This window comes from Aliiroseovarius sp. B-4 (assembly GCF_056857795.1).
On the sequence record NZ_JBSXNV010000026.1, the window covers coordinates 140,617 to 157,883 of the forward strand.

The following is a 17,267-nucleotide window of genomic DNA, read 5'->3' on the forward strand; positions in this document are numbered from 1 at the left end:
TGTCAGGCCGATGCCGCTTTGCGCGCGCCGGTCAATTCTGCGCTGATCGCAGCGGCAACCATCGCGTCCACGCCGGGCAATTGGCTGATCACCGGCAACAGGCGGCCTTTGAAGGCGCAAGCGCCCAGTTCCTCGTGCACGTCCTCGCGCACATGGTCGCCCTCCATCGCGAAGAAGGGCAGGCACAGGATGTTGTCTGGCAGGGCTTTCGCGACCTCGGGGATGGTCGGGGATTGTTCCAAAAAGCCCACCGAGATCGCGGCGTCGGATAAAGCCGCGGCCAGCAGGTCTGCAAAATCAAAGGTGGCGCGCGCGGGGGCGTGACGTCCGCTTCCCGACCCATGCGCGACCAGCAACAGCGGATCGCCATCGTTCCAGCCCTCGGCCCGCAGGCCAGCGGCGGCCAGACCGGGCAGGGCCGGGTCCATGCCAAATGGCGTCATCACAGCGTAAGGTGCGTCGCCAAGCCGTCCGGCCAGACAGGTGCGCACGAACCAGCCGTCGGACATGAACAGCGGATAGACCACCGCTTCGGGGGCCATCTTGCCAAGCTGCGCCTCAAGGCTGCCGGGCCTGGCCAGTGTGGCCGATCCCAGCCGCAGGTCGGGCATATGGGCTTGCACCTTTGTGACATAATCCGCCAACGCGGCTTCGGCCGGGTCGGGCAATGACGGTTGCCCGTGCGAGACGATCAGGGCGTCGATATGGTCCAATGGCTGGCTCCTTTTGAAAGCTGGCGCGCGGTTAAGGCGTTTCCACAACAACCTGGTTCATCTGCTTTTGTCAAAACGCCTGCGACAAACGAGTTGTGCGAGCGTTTCGAGGTATCTTCGTGTCTCAAGTATAACTCGAAACGCTTTAGTGGCTGGTGCCTTCTTCGAAGGTGATCTTGTTCCAGACGTTGTATTTGCCCGAAGGCTTGCGCATCGGCAAGCGTTTCACGATCTCAAGCGTTTTGGCGTCATAAACCAGAACTTCGCCATCGTCTTCCCAGACGGACACCAGTGCGCGGCTGCCATCCTTGGTAAACTCGACATGTGCGACCGTTGCGCCCGGCACGGGTTGCAGGGTGCGCACGATCTCAAGCGATTGTTTGTCGATGATATGAATCTTGTCCTTGTTGGGACCAAAGAACACATCGGCCCAGACGTAAGGCGAATTCTTGTGGCTGCGCATGAAGAAGCCCGGCCCTTCGGTGGTGATCCGCTTGACGGTTTTCCAGCTGTTCATGTCGATCACCGACACCACGCCTTCTTTCAGGTGCGGGGTCGCCATGACCTTGGTGTCATTCCAGTCCCATGTAATGCCGGATCCAAGGTGAGGCATCCCCGGCAAGTCCAGGTCGGCCACTTTCTGGCCAATCACAAGGTCGATAACCAACCCGTCTTCGCCTTTGCGGGAGGCGCCCATGATATGTTCGTATTTCTGATCGAAGAAGAAATCGTCCAGATAATCGGGCGTGGTGATCTTGCGGATCGGGAAGGGTGTGTCCTGCTTGGTCGGGCCTTCGATGCGCCAATCATGGGTGAAGCCCGCAGCAAACAATCCCATGTCGGGGTTGTCGCTATAGGACACTTCCCAGATTTCCGGCACGTCTTTCAGCGCCAGCACGAAACTTTCGCGCGGTGGGGCCTGATAGACGGCCGACACCCGGCTGGGCGTGCCGTCCTTGCCCACAACCTCGTGCACCTCGGCGACCGACAAATCATCGGTGGACAGGATGGTCAGCGTGTTGGGCAGGTAGTTCGCCACCGCCAGCCATTTCCCATCGCCTGACATGGCAATGTTTCGGCTGTTCAGACCGGCCCGCACGCGGCCCACCTGTTTCAGGGCGTAGATGTCGTATTTCTGCACCCAGCCATCGCGCGACATGATGAACACGAACTTGCCGTCGGGGGTGAACTTGGGTCCGCCATGCACGGCAAAGGGGGTTTCGAACCGGTCCAGAACCTCGAACGTGTCGCCATCCAGGACCGAGACGTGGTGATCGCCCGTTTCCACCACCAGCGTGATGTTCATCGGGTCCGACGGCCAGACCGGCGCACCCACCGGCGCGTAATCTTCATCCATCACGCGGCTGGCCATGATCTCGGGTTCAGTCCAAGGCGGAATGACATCCAGCGGCGTTTTCAGATAGGCGGCGAGTTCGGCAATTTGTTCACCCGACAGCTCTTCGCCATAGGCGGGCATCTGGGTGGTGACGCGGCCATCGCGGATTACCGCCTCGATCTTCGGGCCGCGCATTCGGGCCAGTGTTTCGGGAATCAAGGCCGGGCCTTGCGCACCCAGCCGGTTATCGGCGTGGCATTCGGCGCAATAGTCTTGATAATCCTGCGCCGGATCGGCGCTTGCCGCGAAAGGCAGGGCGGTCAGGGCTGCCGCCAGCGCAAGAGCTTTAGAAAAACTGGTGTTTCGGGTCATTGCTTTTGCCTCGGAAGGGGGTGACTTCAAGCCGGTCGGCATCGGTCACGCCGATTTCGTCATTCGTCAGATAGCAGGCCGGATCTTCGGCCCACGGATCGCCCGTCACCTGCAACGCGCGGATGCGGGTGTTGCCGCCGCAGACATCCTTGATCGCGCAGGCGCCACACCGACCTTTCAGCGGGCGGGGCCGGGTGCGCAGGGTGGCAAGCATCGGGTCATCGCCGGTCCACAGTTGGGAAAACGGCGTGTCCTTCACATTGCCGACGGTGTAGTCGGACCAATATGTGTCGGGGTGAACCTTGCCCAGAAAGTCGATATTGGCGACCCCCATGCCCGAGGAGTTGCCGCCCCAGGCCACAAGATGTTCGCGCAGCTGGGCGACTTTCTCGGCGTCAAAATTCTCGGCCGCCCATTGCAGGAAATAGCCGGCATCGGCATCATTGTTGCCGGTGACAATGTCCAACTGCCGCCCGCCCGACGCGCTTTCCCACGCGCGGTCGATCAGCATATCCATGCCCTTGCGGGTCATCAAATGGTGCGCATCTTCGCCCCGGTTCTTGTCGCCGCGACCGGCATAGACAAGGTGGGACAGGTAGAATTTATCAACCCCTTCGTCATCGCAGAGTTTCAGAAGATCGGGCAGATGGTGCTGCGTGCCTTCGGTCAGGCAAAAGCGCAGGCCAACGCGAACGTCACGCTTTTTCAGCTCGCGCACACCGCGCACGGCATCGTCAAAGGCACCATCCACGCCGCGGAACCAGTCGTTGGTTTCGCCAATCCCGTCGATCGAGATGCCGACATAGTTGAACCCGATCTCGGCCACCTGATCGGCGGTCTCGCCATGGATCTTGGTGCCGTTGGTGGACAGGGCCAGAACGCGTGTCAGCTTGCGGGCGCGCTTTGCCAGTGGGAACAGATAGGGGCTGTCCAGCGGCTCGCCGCCTGACAGGATGATCGCGGGAACCTTGAATTGGCCGAGGTCCTCCAACGTGTCCATCGCTTGCGCTTCAGACAGTTCGCCGGGGAAATTCACGTCTGCCGACACCGTGTAGCAGTGACGGCATTTCAGGTTGCAGCGGCGCGTCAGGTTCCAGATCACCACGGGTTTCAACATCCCGTCGCCCCGGCGCTGGCGCACGGGGGTGGGTTTGGCAAGTTGGTGCATGTATTCGGTCAGGCGGAACATATCAGTCCCCTTTCTTGCGAAGCCGAAGCCCCGTCTTTTTCAGAATGCGAGTGGAATAAAGCGTGTCCGAGCCGCGCAGCGCATCGCCCAGAAGCTCGACGATCTGCTGGCGCTTTTCCTCGACCTCGTCGCGCGATGATCCGTGGACCATGGCAAACAGGTTATAGGGCCAGTCGGGCAGCGCGCGCGGGCGTTCATAGCTGTGGGTGACGAAGGGCAGCGCGCCGATCTTGGGGCCGACTTCGGCCAGCACCGCGTCATCCACATCCCAAACGGTCATGCCATTGGCGGTCATGCCCAGTTTGTAATGGTTTGGCGCTGCGGCGATACGGCGGATGACGCCGCTTTCCTTCATCGCGGCAAGGCGGGCGGTCAGGTCGGACTCCGCCAGCCCCAGTTTCTTGGCCACTTCGGCGTAGGGGGCAGGGACCAGCGGCAGGCCGGATTGCAGCGCTTCGATGATCGCGCGGTCTGTTGCGTCAATGCTCATGCCGCCACCCTGAAGCCGATGAAGAATTCCTGAAGTTTCGGGAAGCGGAACACGGGCAGGCCGGTTTCATCCTCGATCTGGTCGGCGATGTCGGCGATGCCTTCGGGTGTTTCGCAAGCCAGCACGAACCACATGTTCAGCTTGTGGGTGCGTTCATAGTTGTGGGCCACTTCCGGGTGCGCGTTCACTTGGTCGCACACTGCGTCAAACCGGTCGGCGGGCACATTCATGGCGCACAGGCAGAACGCCCCGCCCATGGCGGCGGCGTCAAAGAACGGGCCGAAGCGGGTCAGGACGCCGGAGGTGCGCAGGGCGCAGACACGGTCCAGCAGAGCCTGTTCCGTCAACCCAAGTTTCTCGGCCAAGGGCGCGAAGGGGCGGTGATCCAACGGCAGGTCGTCTTGCAGGGCGTTGACCAGTGCGCGGTCGATATCGTCAAGGGCGGTCATTCGGCGGCCTCCTTTTCTTTCGCGATCATCGCGCCGGTTTGGCGGAAGCAGCGGGTGGAAAACAGGACCTTGTGCTTGATGTTTTCCAGTGCGGGCAGGGCGCGGGCTTTCTCCAGCACCGCTATTGCAGCCTCGCGCGATTGGGCGTGGATCATGCAATACAGGCGATAGGGCCAGACATCCGCGACCGGGCGGCGTTCATAGCACAGTGTGACACCGGGCAGGGCGGCCAGTTGGGTGCCTGCTTCAGGAATGTCGTCTTTGGCCACGTGCCAGACAACCATGGCGTTCGACGTCCAGCCCAGCTTTCGGTGGCGCACGATGACACCCAGACGCGACAACACGCCGGCCTCGGTCAAGGCAGTGACGCGCGACAGAACCTGAGCTTCGCTCTGGCCAAGTTGATCGGCAATCACGGCATAGGGGGCGGGAACCAGGGGCATACCTTTGGTCAGGATGTTCATCAGGGTCTTGTCGCCGTCGCGGATCGCGGACAGATCCAGCGCCCGTGGGGTGGCGTGCATGACCGGCGTGTCTTGTCCCGCCATCTTGAAGCCAAGGTCGATGTTGAAGGGTTGCACCAAGCGCAGGTCGATCACCCGCAGCCCGGTGCGTTGAGAAATACGATCAAGCGAGGCGTTCACCGCGTCCCGATCCGGCCCGGTGGCGACGAACCAGATGTTCCACTGGTCCTCACGCTCGTATGAATGGTTCACGCCGGGGTCTTCGTTGATGATCGCCGCGACCTCTTCTATGCGGGTTTCGGGCGCGGCGACGGCGGCGAGCGTGGAGGCAGACAGCGTGTTCGGCGCACAGGTCGCGCCAACCCGCGTGATGGTGCCGTTTTCCTGCATGTCCGCCAAGCGGTTCAGCACGTCAATTTCGCTGGTGCAAAGCGTGTTTGCCAAATGCGCAAATGGGCGCGGGATCACGGGGAAGTCGCGCTGCCAATCGTCCAGCAGGGCGCGGTCAATGGGATCGGCGACCTCTCTCATGACCTACAGTCCCGTCCGGTGCGCGCGCGCGGTGAAGAAAATACCCGAGGGGCTGTCAGCCTCAATCTCGCGCAGCAGCTCGAAGGTTTGCGTGTCGTAGACCTTGACCTTGTTTTCGTCGCGCACGCTGATCCAGATTTCGTGGCCGCGCGGTGTGAATTCCATATGCAGCACGGCAGGGCCGGGTTTGAATTGGTGGATCACCTCTTTCGTTACCGTGTCGATCACCTGAATGGTGTCGTTCATCGGGTGGGCGAAATTGACCCAGACCTGACGGCCATCGGGGCGCGCCATGGCGAAAACGGGTTGGGAATAGGTCTTGGTGCGGCCGGTTTCCTTTAGCGTCTGGGCGTCGATCCACAGAACCTCGTGGTGGCCCACGGCGGGCAGCACGAATTCGGACCCGGTCAGCGCCCAGCCTTCAAGGTGGGGCATTTTATAGACCGGCATATCCTCCTGTCCGCGACCATAGTTCGGCATGACGCGGATCGGTTCGGGATTATCCTCCCACAGGTCCAACGCGGTCAGACCATCTTCGCCAAACAGACCGGTGATGTAGGTGCGACCATTGCCTGTGACCAGCGCGTCATAGGGGTTTTTGCCCATGTCGGCGATCTTGGTGATCTCAGGCTCGTTGCCGTTTGACATATCGGCAATCCATGTTTCGCCCGTGTCCCACATGGTGAACACGAAGCGGCGGCCAGGGATGTCGACAAGCCCGATGGTTTTCGACCCCGTGGGAATGTCCGCGACCAGTTCCAGCGTATCGGCGTCAAAGACACGGACGCCGCCGGGTTCATAGTTTGACACGGCGACCAATTTGCCGTCGTCAGAAATTGCCCCGCCGATCGAGTTGCCGCCCTGCACCACGCGGTTGGCGATCTTGCGTTCGACGATATCGACCTTGGTCAGCCCGCCGTCACGGCCAAACACATAGGCGAACCGTTCATCGGGCGAATAGACCAGCGAGGCATGGGACAGATCGCCCAGGCCTTCGATGCGGGCCAGCGATGCGCGGTCGGATTGATCGACCAGCAGGACCGAACCTTTGGCCCGTTCGATCACCAGCCCCAGATCGCCCGTGGCAATGGTGTCGGAAAGCGCCGCAGTGCCAAGGGTGGTGGCCAGCGCAAGGGCGGAAATCAGCGTTTTCATTCGGTGTCGCCTTTCAGAAGATAGTCAGCGATCCATGCGGCCTCGGCCTCGGAAATCAGCGGGCGCCAAGGGGGCATGGCGGTGTCGGGGATGCCGTCGAGGATCACCGATTGCAGAACCTCCGGGTCATAATGCTCGATGGTCTCGGGGCGGATGTCCGGCCCCAACCCGCCTTTCAGGGTCAACCCATGACACGATCCGCAATCCTGTTGCACCAGACGCGTCAGGGCGACGGGGTCAATCGGCGCTTCGCCCGCATGGGCAACGCCTGACAGAAGAAGAAGGGCCAGAAGGCTACGCATGGGCGGCGAGCTCTTGCGCGGGATCGAACCGGGCAGCGTCATAAAGCGACACGACCTTGCCGATGATGAACAGTGTGGGGGGCTTCAGCCCGGCGCGCCGGGCATCCTGTGCCACGTGATCGAGGGTCGAGATCATGCGCGCCTCGTCAGGTGTTGACGCGCGCGAGATTGCCAGGACAGGCGTGTTGCCCGGCAGGCCTTCGGTCATCAGGCCCACGGCGATCTGGCCGATATTGGCCACGCCCATATATACGACAAGCGTCGTGTCGGGGTTCGCCAGACATTTCCAGTCAAGATCCAGCACGCCATCCGCCTGTCGGTGGCCGGTGACATATTGCACGCCGGTGGCCAGACCCCGATGGGTCAGCGGCACGCCGGTCACACTGGACGCACCCTGGGCTGCGGTGATGCCGGGGGCGTATTGGACTTCGACCCCTTGCGAGACGGCATAGCCCGCCTCTTCCGAGCCGCGCCCGAAGATCAGCGGGTCGCCCCCCTTCAGACGCGCCACGGTCAGGCCAGCGCGCGCCTTTTCGACCAGAATCTCGTTGATCCGGTTTTGCGGCACCGTATGACATTTCGAGGCTTTGCCGACGAAAATCATCTGTGCATCGGGCGGGGCCATCGCGACGATGTCATCGGACACCAGCCGGTCGTAAACCACCACGTCAGCCTCGTTCAGCATACGGATGGCTTTCATGGTCATCAGCTCGGGGTCTCCGGGTCCTGCGCCAATCAGATAGATTTTGCCGGTCATATCGTGTCTCGCTCGTCCTATGGATGGCTGGAAGCCAGATACCCGAGGAGCGTGACAGCATCGAACATGCGCCAGAAGACAGACATCGCCAGCGGGTGAGGCTTGGGCCGGTTTGTAAGGCTAAAATGGCCCGTCCGGCGATCTGCTTCCTTGATCTAAGTTAAGGCGCAGCCAATTAACCGCGCCCTTTTTCATGTCAAAAAAGGTATAAAACAATCAGTGGGTTGTGCCGACTACTCGTCGGTCACAGTGACCATACCGATCATTTTTTGCGTTTCCCAATGTGGACCACAAAGATATTGCTGATCGCCGGTGGTCAGAAAGGTGAATTCGACGGTTTCTTCGGGGAAGGCGCGGTCGCTTTCGGGTTGGTCAGGCAGAATCACACTGTGGCTGGTGCGCTTGTCGACATTGACCCAGCGCACGGTCGTGCCGACGGGCACGGACAGATCGCCGGGGCAGAAGTTATACTTGTACATCTTGACGATGGTCACGCCTTCGGCCTCGGAAGAAGGGGCGCCAAACAGTTCGACATATCGGTCTTCGGCTTCGGCACAAAGCTCGGTTTTGTCTTCATCTGCGAAAACGGGAAACGCCGTGGAAAGCACGGCGGCAGAGGACAGGGCAAGTGCATGAACAGAGCGTTTCATAAGCGTTCCTTTCTGAACCTCGGGGAAAGACGCTGCGGCTGGTTGAGGCAGCCGCAGCGCAGTTCTTATTGTTTGACCACGTTAATCGTGGCTTCTGGATTGTCCAGTGCAAGGCTGGTGTCCAGCGTCACATGGTGGAAACGTGCCGCCGCATAGTCGTCATGGATCGCAAAGCCGACCGTGTAGGTCTTGCCAGCTTCCAGAGCGACATCGCCTTCGCCACCCATCAAGGGCCGCGAGAACGTGACGGTCCACATGCCATCGGCACCCAGGTTGGCTTCGGCGGCCATATCGCCGTCGTTCACCACGCGGCGTTCCAGCAGATAGCCGTTTTCAGAGGAACCATCCGCATAGACGCGCATCAGGTCCAGGAAAGTGCCATCGGCCAAGAGCTGATCGATCTCGGCGGGATCTTTCACCTTGTCCCATCCACCCAACGGTTTGTCGCCGCGGCCTTTCAGCTCGATCTCTGTGCGGCTTTCAGCCAGATACTTGGTGATGGTTTGTTCGGCCTGAAGCTGCGTGGCGATGTCGCCGCTGGCGGCTATCGCGTCCGCACCCGGATCGAAGGGCATATAGGTGTTGTCAGCGTGACAGCTTGCCCAGCAGCCCACTTGCTCACCCATCTCGATCCCTGTTCCGGTGATCATCATACCAACCTTGATCTGGTTGTCCGGGTCCATCTTGCCACCGTCCACAAACGGAACGGGGTTGTGTTCGGCATTCATCCATTGCAGGCGGAAATAGACGTTCTCGTCGTCATATGCGGCCTTCAAGGTGGCGGCGATCGTGCCGCGTTTGCCGGGGATGGGGGTCGGCTCAAGCCCGCCTTCATCCGAACCGGTGACAATCTTGTTGCCGATGGTTTCCAGTTCCTTCGCGTGACAGGTGGAACACTGGTCGCCGCCTTTGGTCAGCGGACGTGCGCCGCCGTGATTGCGACCGTTTTGCACCCATTCGAACGAGGCCTGGCCCGGATAGAACAGCGTCAGGTCAGACGATGCGACAGCGTCCCAATCGACATTCGCCCCAACCGTGCCACCAGCACTTGCACCGTCGGATGCACCCGCGTCACCGCCTGCCGATCCGTCCGTGGCAGAGCCTGACATTTCGGCTTCAACCTTGGCGCGTTCATCTGCACGAGCGGCTTCGACGGCGGCTGTTACACGGGCGCGGGCGGCTTCGGCCTCGGCCTTGCGGGCGGTTTCTTCCTCGGCTTCCGTCGCTTCTATTCGGGCAAGGCTGTCCAGATAGGCCTGCGGCACTTCACGTATGAATTTCGGGTTCGGCGCTTCCAGCGCTTCCAGATACCCCTCTTCGGCGCGGTCGCGTAGATCCGAGTGGGCGATGCCTTTGTGGCAGTCGATACAGGTCTGCCCGGTTTCCATCGCGTTCAGGTGTTGCTGACGGGCGCGCGGGGCCTGGAATTCCGGCATCATCGACTGGAAGTCGTGACAGTTTCGGCATTCCCGGCTATCGGAGTTTTTCATCCTTTCCCATTCGTTCATTGCCAGTTTGAGTCGTTTGGCTTCGAACTTCTCTTCGGTGTTGATGGTCCCGATCATCTTGCCCCAAAGCTCTTTCGAAGCTTTGATCTTGCGGATCATCTTGTGGGTCCAGTCCTTCGGCACGTGACAGTCGGAACACACCGCGCCCACGCCCGAGCGGTTCACGTCGTGAATCGTGCCCTGGTATTCCTGATAGACGAAATCTTCCATTTCGTGGCAGGAAATACAGAATTCCTTGGTGTTTGTGGCTTCCATGGCGGTATTGAAACCACCCCAGAAGATGATACCGGCGACAAAGACGCCTAGAATCCCGGCAAGCGGCATTCCCCACAGGAAATACCGCCGCCAGATTGGCTTTTTCGGGTCGCTACCGTTGGTCTGGGGCATGTCCAGGCTCCGTTCTGGCTTCGTGTATGGTCCGTGTTCAGACCTGCTTATCAGAAAAGGGGCGGGCGCTGTGCCCGCCCCCCTGGGTTCGTTTCAACTCACCGTCAGGTGACGTGGTTCGACCGGTTATAGACGTTGAATTTGCCGGTCGGGGCATAGAGACCTTTCACGCGGGCTTTTTCTTCCAGCGTTTCGGCGTCGTAGATCACGATCTCGCCATTTGGCTCAAGCGAATCTGCGAGGTTCCAGTTCGAGACCCAGACTTCGGTGCCGTCTGCGTTGAACTCGAAGTGCACAGCGGCGTTGCCCTCCGTATCTGTCACCTGAATCGTTTTCACGATTTCGCCGGTCTCTTTCGAGATGACCTGAACAGATTGCTGAACTTCAGGATCGGGGTGTTTGGTCTGGTCCGCCCATACATACTTGGAGTTCGGGTGGGTCCGGACAAACAGGCCAGGGCCGTCGGTTTCAACTTCGTAACAGGTTTTCCAGGCGTCATCCGGGCGACCTTCGGGGTCGTTGCCCCAAACCGTCACGGTGCCGACACCCAAGTGGGTGGTGCCTGCAACCGGGCCACAGTTCGGATCTTCCCAGTTGGCGCCGGGGCCGGGGTGCGGCAGGGCGGCAACGTCGATCATGGCTTCCAGCTTGCGTTCCTTGGTGTCTACGACAACCATTTTGTTCGAGGCGTTCGCCGCGATCTGGAAGTAGCGACCTGTCGGGTCAAAGAACCCGTCGTGCAGGAACTTGGCGCTGTCGATCTTGTCGATGCGAAGATTGTCGAGGTCGGAGTAATCGACCTGCCACATCTGTCCCAACTCCTTCACGGCAACCAGCCATGTCGGTTCATTGGGTGTGTTATAGATCGCGGCCACACGGGCCTCTTCAACATAATCACCATCGATGTTCACGCCGCGTGTCGAAACGACCTTCAGCGGTTCCAGCGTTTTCGCATCCGCAATCACGAAGTGCGGGGGCCAGTAACCACCACCGATCACGTATTTGCCGTCACCGGATACCGCCACGTCGCGGGCGTCGTAGGCGATCTTGACTTCGGAAACCAGCATCTTGTCCGGTGTTTGCCACAGGTCGATCTTGGTCATCTTGCCGTCACGGCCCATAGTGTACCAGAACCGGCCAGGGTTTTCCGGTTCAGAGATTTCGCTTTTCTCTGATGCTTTGATCACGTGCACGGCATAGCCGGTCGGGATGTGGGTCAGAACTTCTTTGGTGTCGCCGTCGATGACAGCCACTTTACCGGCATCACGTTCGATGACGACGAAGAAGTTTTCCCAGTTGCGCCCGTGCAGCGGCTCGGTCGGATAGTCGGCTTCTTCGACATAGACCTTGCGGGTCTCTTTCATCTGCGCCAGCGACATTTCCGGCGGCTTGGGCGGATCCATCTGGATATAGGTCGCCATGTCTTTGATCTGTTCCTCGGTCATGATGTCCGAGAAGTTGTTCATACCGCCTTCGGTGCCCCACTGAATGATTTTCTCAAGACGTTCTTGTCCGAGTTTCAGCGTGCCGCCTTCGGTCACTGTGCCGTCAGCAGCTGTATTCTTCCATTGGGGTTCCAGGTTCTTCCCTGTCGCACCTTTGCGAAGCACGCCATGACAGCCGGCACATTGTTCAAAATATAGTTGCTTGGAAGCTTCGAATGCTTCATCGCTCAACGTCGGCTCTTGGGCAAAAGCCGGCATTGCAACGCTGCTGAGCATCATGGCAAAGCCGATCCCTAGCGAACTGCGGATTTTCTTTTGGGTGGTTCCAAGTGACATGATCACTCTCCGTTTGCTTGGTGAGGCAAGAAGAAGATGACGGTTCTGGACAAAACGCGTCTTGATATATGTCAACGAAGTTCACGAAAACGAGAGCAGCTTTGTTAAGTGTCTGGGAAGTCAGCTCTTTATGTTTTGGTCACGGTTCAAGTTTGTCGAACAAGACCGGTTTGCTGCGTGTCAGTTAGCAAATGAATTTGTTACCGAGCCGACAGATTTGGCAATCAAACTGATTGGGTGCCCCTGAATTCTTTGGATCAGGCTATCGAAGTTCTTGTCGAGCAGAGAGTGTGCAAATCAGATCTTCAAGTGCTTTTTCATAGGCCAGAAGCTTTTGTTGCCCCAACTCGAACGCCTGTGCCATTTCATTTGCAACCAGTGACCTGTTCTCAAACGCACTGAATATATCTTCGATGATGGTTTCACTGGCGTCCGAGGTGCAGTCGACTGTGTAATGGTACCCCAAGCTGTCAAACAATCCTGCAAATTTTCGGCTGTATGCCATTGGCACAACGGGCACACCGGACGAAAACGCAGCGATGCAACTGTGCATTCGGGCGCCCATGAAAAAATCCAAACCCGAAATATAAGATTTTGCTTCACTTGGAGACCGGAATTCGGGCGCTACCTTCGCTGACGGGTATGTCTTTGCAAGTTCATTGCAGGCATGAAGGTCGTCTTCCACACTTCCTTTTACTGCGGAAATAACGTGTGGAACCAAATGCAGTTCGCAGTCAATTTTGTGATTGATAAATCGTTCGATAATATCTGTGATGAGCTTTCGGTAATCGATATGCAGACCAAACATGTTCTTGCCTGTGTAGCCGCCGCTCATCAGCAGGCCCGATACGTTAATTCCCACTTTGACCGGGCCGCCCTCGGCCTTGGATGTTTCGGTGTAGGGCAAGCGCAGAGCAACATCCGATGCCTCGATGATCGAGCCATTTATCCCCAGTTCACGCGCGCATTGAGTGGAAAGCCTGTCGCGTGTCGCAACAATGGCGGATCTACGTAACGAGCCTTTTGCAAGAAACCTTGAAACGGGTTTGGTGAATGGACCAATTGTTTGCGGCGCGGTCACCAAAGGACACCGTGTGATATGAGCAATATATTTTAGTATGAAAAGGACATTAAGCCGCCTGCGCCCATAAATATCGGTAAAGCTGTCGCCTGCACCGATATCGATCACCAAATCTGCCTGACGCATCAAACGCAGAACCTTGTGAGGTTGGCGCAGCACACGAACATTCTCGACCGTGATGTCCGGGCCGGTTATATAGGCTTCTCGCGTTCCTAAAGCATCGATGACTGTTATTTGCACATCGATGCCGGTTCGTTTGGCAATTCCCCGAAGAATCTCTACTTCCGACGCAGTAAGAGCGCCGACACCAAGGTTGTCATTGCGTGCTCCGTGGAACGTGAGGACAACATTAATCATCAAAAAACCTGCCTGAAATTACCTGCTCGCGCCTTCCACGACGCTATTTATCTTGGCGCCTGTTGGGTCTATAGCACGGTTTTCCCGCTCCGCGATATCCCGAAAATTCACCGCTGCATACTGTGCCAAAACTGCAAAGAACGAGATCTTCTGGAAGGGCGCCATGGGAAACAGTCACTCTTCCCGTGGGCTCGCAAGTCTGGCACCAAACACGCAGTTCCGGGGGCAGATTTTGGAATAGATGCAGTCCGGACGCAGAGTAGGGAAGGCGCTTCATGAACGCCGGGGCGGTCCGGATACAACCCGCACCTTCACCCATAGGATCGCCGGCCGGTAAAAATGGTTCGATCATTACTCAATAGACTTGCATCTGAAAGCGTGCGCCCATTCTTCTGTTTGTGCGTAACACTGTTGACCATGCTCTCACTTTCTACCGCAAGTTTGAATGTTACGAAAGCATGGAGCCTGGCCCAGAAGTGTCGCCATGCGGCTTTCTTGTCAGAGCTTGACTGCCCAGCAAGATGATTGAACAAAGGCTTTGGGCGGGATGCAGATTGTGCCGGTTCGACTCCAATTTGAGCGCTAGGATATTGTCATATGTTTAGGTCTGCCCTTCTTATTTTGTCTGGCAATGCTTCCACATCAATTTTATTGTTTGCACGAAACTTACTTGTGGCGCGGTTGGTCAGCGTTGAAGACTATGGGATTGCAGCTACATTTGCCATCAGCATGGCCATCGTTGAGATGATGTCGACGTTGGGCTTGCAGTCGTTGATTGTGCAAGACCGTGAAGGAGATGACCCCGCTCTTCAGGCCGGACTTCAAGGGTTTCACCTTCTGCGAAGCGTCATATCAGGCGCGGTGCTTTTTTTCATTTCTCACCCGATTGCAAATCTTCTGGGTATCCCAGAGGTCGCCTGGGCATACCAAGTTTTGGCTGTGGTGCCAGTTCTGCGTGGTTTCATCCACTTTGACATCTACAGAATGCACCGCAGTATGGTTTTCCTGCCCTCTGTGATCAGCACGTCTGGACCCGCGCTTCTTGCGGTTCTGATAATCTGGCCGCTGTATCAGGTTCTTGGCGACTACCGGGTAATGCTGTATTCTGTGGTGGTTCAGGGTTTTGCCCTGATGATTGTTTCTCACCTGACGGCAACCCGGACATATAGACTGGCTTTGGATGGCACCATCGTTCGGCGCGCGTTGTTGTTCGGATGGCCGCTGTTGATAAACAACATTCTGTTGCTGGCTATTTTTCAGGGCGAGAAATTGATCGTTGGCAGCGAACTCGGGTTAGAGTCGCTGGCGATCTTTGCGATGGGTATGACGCTGACATTGACCCCCACGTTGCTGTTCTCGAAGAGCTTGCAGTCCTTTATGCTTCCACAACTCTCTGCCGTGAAGGAATCTCCGAAAGAATTTCGCCACCTCGCCAGAGTGTCGCTGGAGGCGAGTTTGTGCTTTAGCCTTGTCCTGGTGTTGGGGTTTGTCCTTCTTGGGGCACCAGTCGTGAATATCCTGCTGGGCGACAAGTACAGTAACCTCATCCCGTTTCTGACATGGTTGGCTATATTGCAGGCCTTGCGCGGTTTTAAGACAGGCGCGTCTGTCGTGGCGGTTTCACAAGCCAAGACGGAAAACGCGATGATATCGAATGCCATTCGGGCGGCACTGCTGATCCCCGCGTGGTACCTGGCAACACGTGGTTACAGTCTTGAGGTCATCGTATGGCTTGCGATTGTTGGCGAGTTTCTGGGTTATCTCGCGTCCATGGTCTTGCTGCGATATCGAATAGGATTGCCCTTGCGCAAATCCATTGTGTCGGCGATGTGCGCGATTGCGGTTCTGTTTGTTGTCGCCGTTTTTTCGTGGCAGCCGTTCGGTGATGGGCAATCTTCTTCAGTTATTTCCGCGATTGCATTGCTTCTATTCTCGACCGCTTCTTTCATGACAATGCGTGATCTTCACCGATATGTCCGGGAGCACTTTCTGAAAAAGGTCTTAGGGTAGTCTGGCAGACGCCGTATCGACAAAAACTTTCTACCTATGTCGCGCATTGTCAGCCAAGGGCCATTCAGATCATTGCGTGCATATCGTCGCGAGGAGCTAAGCGCTCTTGGCGCAGAGCAGCGTTGACAGCGCGGCTGAACCGTTGGCTGCTCGATCCTGACCATAGGATGCCAGGGCCAGATTCGGAATCCGGTCCGCGCAATATGTCTTGTGGTTTTTGGACGGTGTTGGATGTCCGCAGGGTCGCAGGATACGGCCCCAATTCTACGGATTTCATCTTCGGGCTGAGCGAAAAACCACTTACCTGCCACAATCTCGGCGCTAATCTGCCGCATAGCGAAGGAATGTTCACCTTCGGGGTGCTTTTATCAATTCGCCTGCGTAGTGACACGCGGGAAACCGAGATTTGCAGGAGAAAATGAATGGCAGTCTTCAATGTTAGCAATGCAGCCGAACTAAAAGACGCGCTTAGCAAAGCGAATGGTGGCGATGAGATCGTATTGGCTTCCGGTGACTACGGTCACTTGGGATTGGACTCCAAGACCGATTTCAACGTGAAATACTCTTCGGAGATCGTGATCAGATCAGGGAACTCCAATGATCCTGCGGTCTTCTCATCGATGAAGCTGGGCCAAGTCGAAAACATCACATTTGACGGAATCCTGTTCGACTATGAGTATAGTTCGGGCGACACCAAATATACGAAACCGTTCCTGGTAACGAAAAGTGAAAACGTCACAATCAAGAACTCTGAGTTCCGTGGTGATGTTGCAGGAAGCGAAAATCTTGGAACGGCACAAGGCCTGAACGTCAAGGAAAGTACCGGTGTAACCGTTGAAAGCACAGAGTTTTCTCTGTGGCACCGCGGGCTTATCGTCACTGATAGTTCGGACATCAAGGTCCTGAACAACAACGTGCATTCCATGCGATCCGACGGTTTGGACTTCGCAGCGGTCCAAAACGTTCTGATCGAAGGCAACTACATCCACGATTTCACCGGCTCATCGGATCCGGGCGATCACCGCGACTTCATTCAGTTCTGGACCAACGGAACAGACGTCCCCAGCACCAATGTGACCATTCGGGACAACATTTTGGATATCGGCGAAGGAAGCTGGGCCCAGTCGATCTTCATTCGCAATGAAGAAGTCGACAACGGCCGCGCTGGCGAAGAAATGTTCTATCAGGACTTCGTGATCGAAGGAAACTATATCAGGAACTCTCACCTGCACGGAATCACCACCGGTGAATCCAATGGTCTGACCATCAAGGACAACGTGCTGATCTCTGCCGAGCCCAATCTGGACGATTCCGCAAACGCATATCATTTCGATACATATGGTGATCGCTCACTGATGCGGGTTCCAACGATCCGCGTGAATCCAGAAAGCGACGACGTTTCGATAAAGGGCAACCAGTTCTTCGGTTCTGAAGGCTATGCCGAACGCAGCGACGATCGCATTTTCGATACCCAGACGGACAAAGGTATTGATGATGTTCCTAACGGTTGGGAAATCAGCAACAACTCGATAGATGCGAGCTCGCAGGGACCTGCCGTACCTGATTACGCGTCGAGTTCTTCGTCAAACAATAACTCAGATGCCGCAGATGATGCAGCGGCTCAGGCAGCAGCAGAAGCGGCCGCTCAGGCAGCAGCAGAAGCAGCGGCTCAGGCAGCAGCAGAAGCGGCGGCTCAGGCAGAAGAAGAAGCGGCGGCTCAGGCAGCAGGAGAAGC

The 17,267-nt window shown here is 57.4% G+C and carries 15 protein-coding genes; 2 read left to right on the forward strand and 13 right to left on the reverse strand.

Going from position 1 to position 17,267, the window contains the following annotated elements:
* Positions 1 to 2: 2 nt before the first annotated feature.
* The 13 genes from AC13C8_RS02395 to AC13C8_RS02455 all read right to left on the reverse strand — a co-directional run bounded on the left by AC13C8_RS02395 (position 3) and on the right by AC13C8_RS02455 (position 13,522).
* Positions 3 to 713, reverse strand: coding sequence for a CbiX/SirB N-terminal domain-containing protein (locus tag AC13C8_RS02395; protein ID WP_482846306.1), 711 nt, complete (start codon positions 711 to 713; stop codon positions 3 to 5).
* 145 nt (positions 714 to 858) lie between these two features.
* Positions 859 to 2,421 (reverse strand): cytochrome D1 domain-containing protein, encoded by a 1,563-nt coding sequence (locus AC13C8_RS02400; RefSeq protein ID WP_482846307.1) that lies wholly within the window; start codon positions 2,419 to 2,421, stop codon positions 859 to 861.
* Entirely contained in the window at positions 2,396 to 3,610 is a 1,215-nt protein-coding gene (nirJ, locus tag AC13C8_RS02405) for a heme d1 biosynthesis radical SAM protein NirJ (protein ID WP_482846308.1), read from the reverse strand. The genes AC13C8_RS02400 and nirJ overlap by 26 nt, the downstream gene beginning before the upstream one ends.
* A gap of 1 nt (position 3,611) precedes the next feature.
* Positions 3,612 to 4,100: a siroheme decarboxylase subunit beta gene (gene ahbB, locus AC13C8_RS02410; RefSeq protein ID WP_482846309.1), complete on the reverse strand. Its 489-nt coding sequence runs from the start codon at positions 4,098 to 4,100 to the stop codon at positions 3,612 to 3,614.
* The gene (locus AC13C8_RS02415) at positions 4,097 to 4,549 is read right to left on the reverse strand and encodes an Lrp/AsnC family transcriptional regulator (protein WP_091433709.1); all 453 of its coding nucleotides are present in this window, start codon (positions 4,547 to 4,549) and stop codon (positions 4,097 to 4,099) included. Before AC13C8_RS02415 ends, ahbB (AC13C8_RS02410) begins: the two co-directional genes overlap by 4 nt.
* Complete coding sequence (ahbB, locus tag AC13C8_RS02420) at positions 4,546 to 5,544, reverse strand: siroheme decarboxylase subunit beta (RefSeq protein WP_482846310.1); 999 nt, start codon at positions 5,542 to 5,544, stop codon at positions 4,546 to 4,548. The genes AC13C8_RS02415 and ahbB (AC13C8_RS02420) overlap by 4 nt, the downstream gene beginning before the upstream one ends.
* 3 nt (positions 5,545 to 5,547) lie before the next feature.
* On the reverse strand, positions 5,548 to 6,699 hold the full coding sequence (locus tag AC13C8_RS02425) for a cytochrome D1 domain-containing protein (RefSeq protein WP_482846311.1): 1,152 nt from the start codon (positions 6,697 to 6,699) through the stop codon (positions 5,548 to 5,550).
* Positions 6,696 to 7,001, reverse strand: a complete 306-nt coding sequence (locus AC13C8_RS02430; RefSeq protein WP_482846312.1) for a c-type cytochrome — start codon at positions 6,999 to 7,001, stop codon at positions 6,696 to 6,698. The genes AC13C8_RS02425 and AC13C8_RS02430 overlap by 4 nt, the downstream gene beginning before the upstream one ends.
* A complete protein-coding gene (gene cobA, locus AC13C8_RS02435; protein ID WP_482846313.1) occupies positions 6,994 to 7,758 on the reverse strand; it encodes a uroporphyrinogen-III C-methyltransferase in 765 nt (254 codons plus the stop codon). The genes AC13C8_RS02430 and cobA overlap by 8 nt, the downstream gene beginning before the upstream one ends.
* A 233-nt stretch (positions 7,759 to 7,991) precedes the next feature.
* Positions 7,992 to 8,408, reverse strand: a complete 417-nt coding sequence (locus tag AC13C8_RS02440) for a cupredoxin domain-containing protein (RefSeq protein WP_482846314.1) — start codon at positions 8,406 to 8,408, stop codon at positions 7,992 to 7,994.
* 65 nt (positions 8,409 to 8,473) lie between these two features.
* On the reverse strand, positions 8,474 to 10,303 hold the full coding sequence (locus AC13C8_RS02445; protein ID WP_482846315.1) for a NapC/NirT family cytochrome c: 1,830 nt from the start codon (positions 10,301 to 10,303) through the stop codon (positions 8,474 to 8,476).
* Between the two features lie 104 nt (positions 10,304 to 10,407).
* Positions 10,408 to 12,084, reverse strand: a complete 1,677-nt coding sequence (locus tag AC13C8_RS02450) for a cytochrome D1 domain-containing protein (RefSeq protein ID WP_482846316.1) — start codon at positions 12,082 to 12,084, stop codon at positions 10,408 to 10,410.
* Positions 12,085 to 12,346: 262 nt separating this feature from the next.
* Complete coding sequence (locus AC13C8_RS02455) at positions 12,347 to 13,522, reverse strand: polysaccharide pyruvyl transferase family protein (protein ID WP_482846317.1); 1,176 nt, start codon at positions 13,520 to 13,522, stop codon at positions 12,347 to 12,349.
* A 597-nt stretch (positions 13,523 to 14,119) separates the two neighbouring features.
* Here AC13C8_RS02455 and AC13C8_RS02460 point away from each other — a divergent pair.
* Positions 14,120 to 15,532 (forward strand): oligosaccharide flippase family protein, encoded by a 1,413-nt coding sequence (locus AC13C8_RS02460; protein WP_091433726.1) that lies wholly within the window; start codon positions 14,120 to 14,122, stop codon positions 15,530 to 15,532.
* Positions 15,533 to 15,954: 422 nt separating this feature from the next.
* Positions 15,955 to 17,267: right-handed parallel beta-helix repeat-containing protein (locus tag AC13C8_RS02465; protein ID WP_482846318.1), on the forward strand; the 1,313-nt coding region annotated here is incomplete at its 3' end.

What these genes read in the sequence shown, in the direction of transcription:
- AC13C8_RS02400 (WP_482846307.1), bottom strand. Translation starts at nt 2,421, where the DNA reads ATGACCCGAAACACCAGTTTTTCTAAAGCTCTTGCGCTGGCGGCAGCC.
- nirJ (WP_482846308.1), bottom strand. Translation starts at nt 3,610, where the DNA reads ATGTTCCGCCTGACCGAATACATGCACCAACTTGCCAAACCCACCCCC.
- ahbB (WP_482846309.1), bottom strand. Translation starts at nt 4,100, where the DNA reads ATGAGCATTGACGCAACAGACCGCGCGATCATCGAAGCGCTGCAATCC.
- AC13C8_RS02415 (WP_091433709.1), bottom strand. Translation starts at nt 4,549, where the DNA reads ATGACCGCCCTTGACGATATCGACCGCGCACTGGTCAACGCCCTGCAA.
- ahbB (WP_482846310.1), bottom strand. Translation starts at nt 5,544, where the DNA reads ATGAGAGAGGTCGCCGATCCCATTGACCGCGCCCTGCTGGACGATTGG.
- AC13C8_RS02425 (WP_482846311.1), bottom strand. Translation starts at nt 6,699, where the DNA reads ATGAAAACGCTGATTTCCGCCCTTGCGCTGGCCACCACCCTTGGCACT.
- AC13C8_RS02430 (WP_482846312.1), bottom strand. Translation starts at nt 7,001, where the DNA reads ATGCGTAGCCTTCTGGCCCTTCTTCTTCTGTCAGGCGTTGCCCATGCG.
- cobA (WP_482846313.1), bottom strand. Translation starts at nt 7,758, where the DNA reads ATGACCGGCAAAATCTATCTGATTGGCGCAGGACCCGGAGACCCCGAG.
- AC13C8_RS02440 (WP_482846314.1), bottom strand. Translation starts at nt 8,408, where the DNA reads ATGAAACGCTCTGTTCATGCACTTGCCCTGTCCTCTGCCGCCGTGCTT.
- AC13C8_RS02445 (WP_482846315.1), bottom strand. Translation starts at nt 10,303, where the DNA reads ATGCCCCAGACCAACGGTAGCGACCCGAAAAAGCCAATCTGGCGGCGG.
- AC13C8_RS02450 (WP_482846316.1), bottom strand. Translation starts at nt 12,084, where the DNA reads ATGTCACTTGGAACCACCCAAAAGAAAATCCGCAGTTCGCTAGGGATC.
- AC13C8_RS02455 (WP_482846317.1), bottom strand. Translation starts at nt 13,522, where the DNA reads ATGATTAATGTTGTCCTCACGTTCCACGGAGCACGCAATGACAACCTT.
- AC13C8_RS02460 (WP_091433726.1), top strand. Translation starts at nt 14,120, where the DNA reads ATGTTTAGGTCTGCCCTTCTTATTTTGTCTGGCAATGCTTCCACATCA.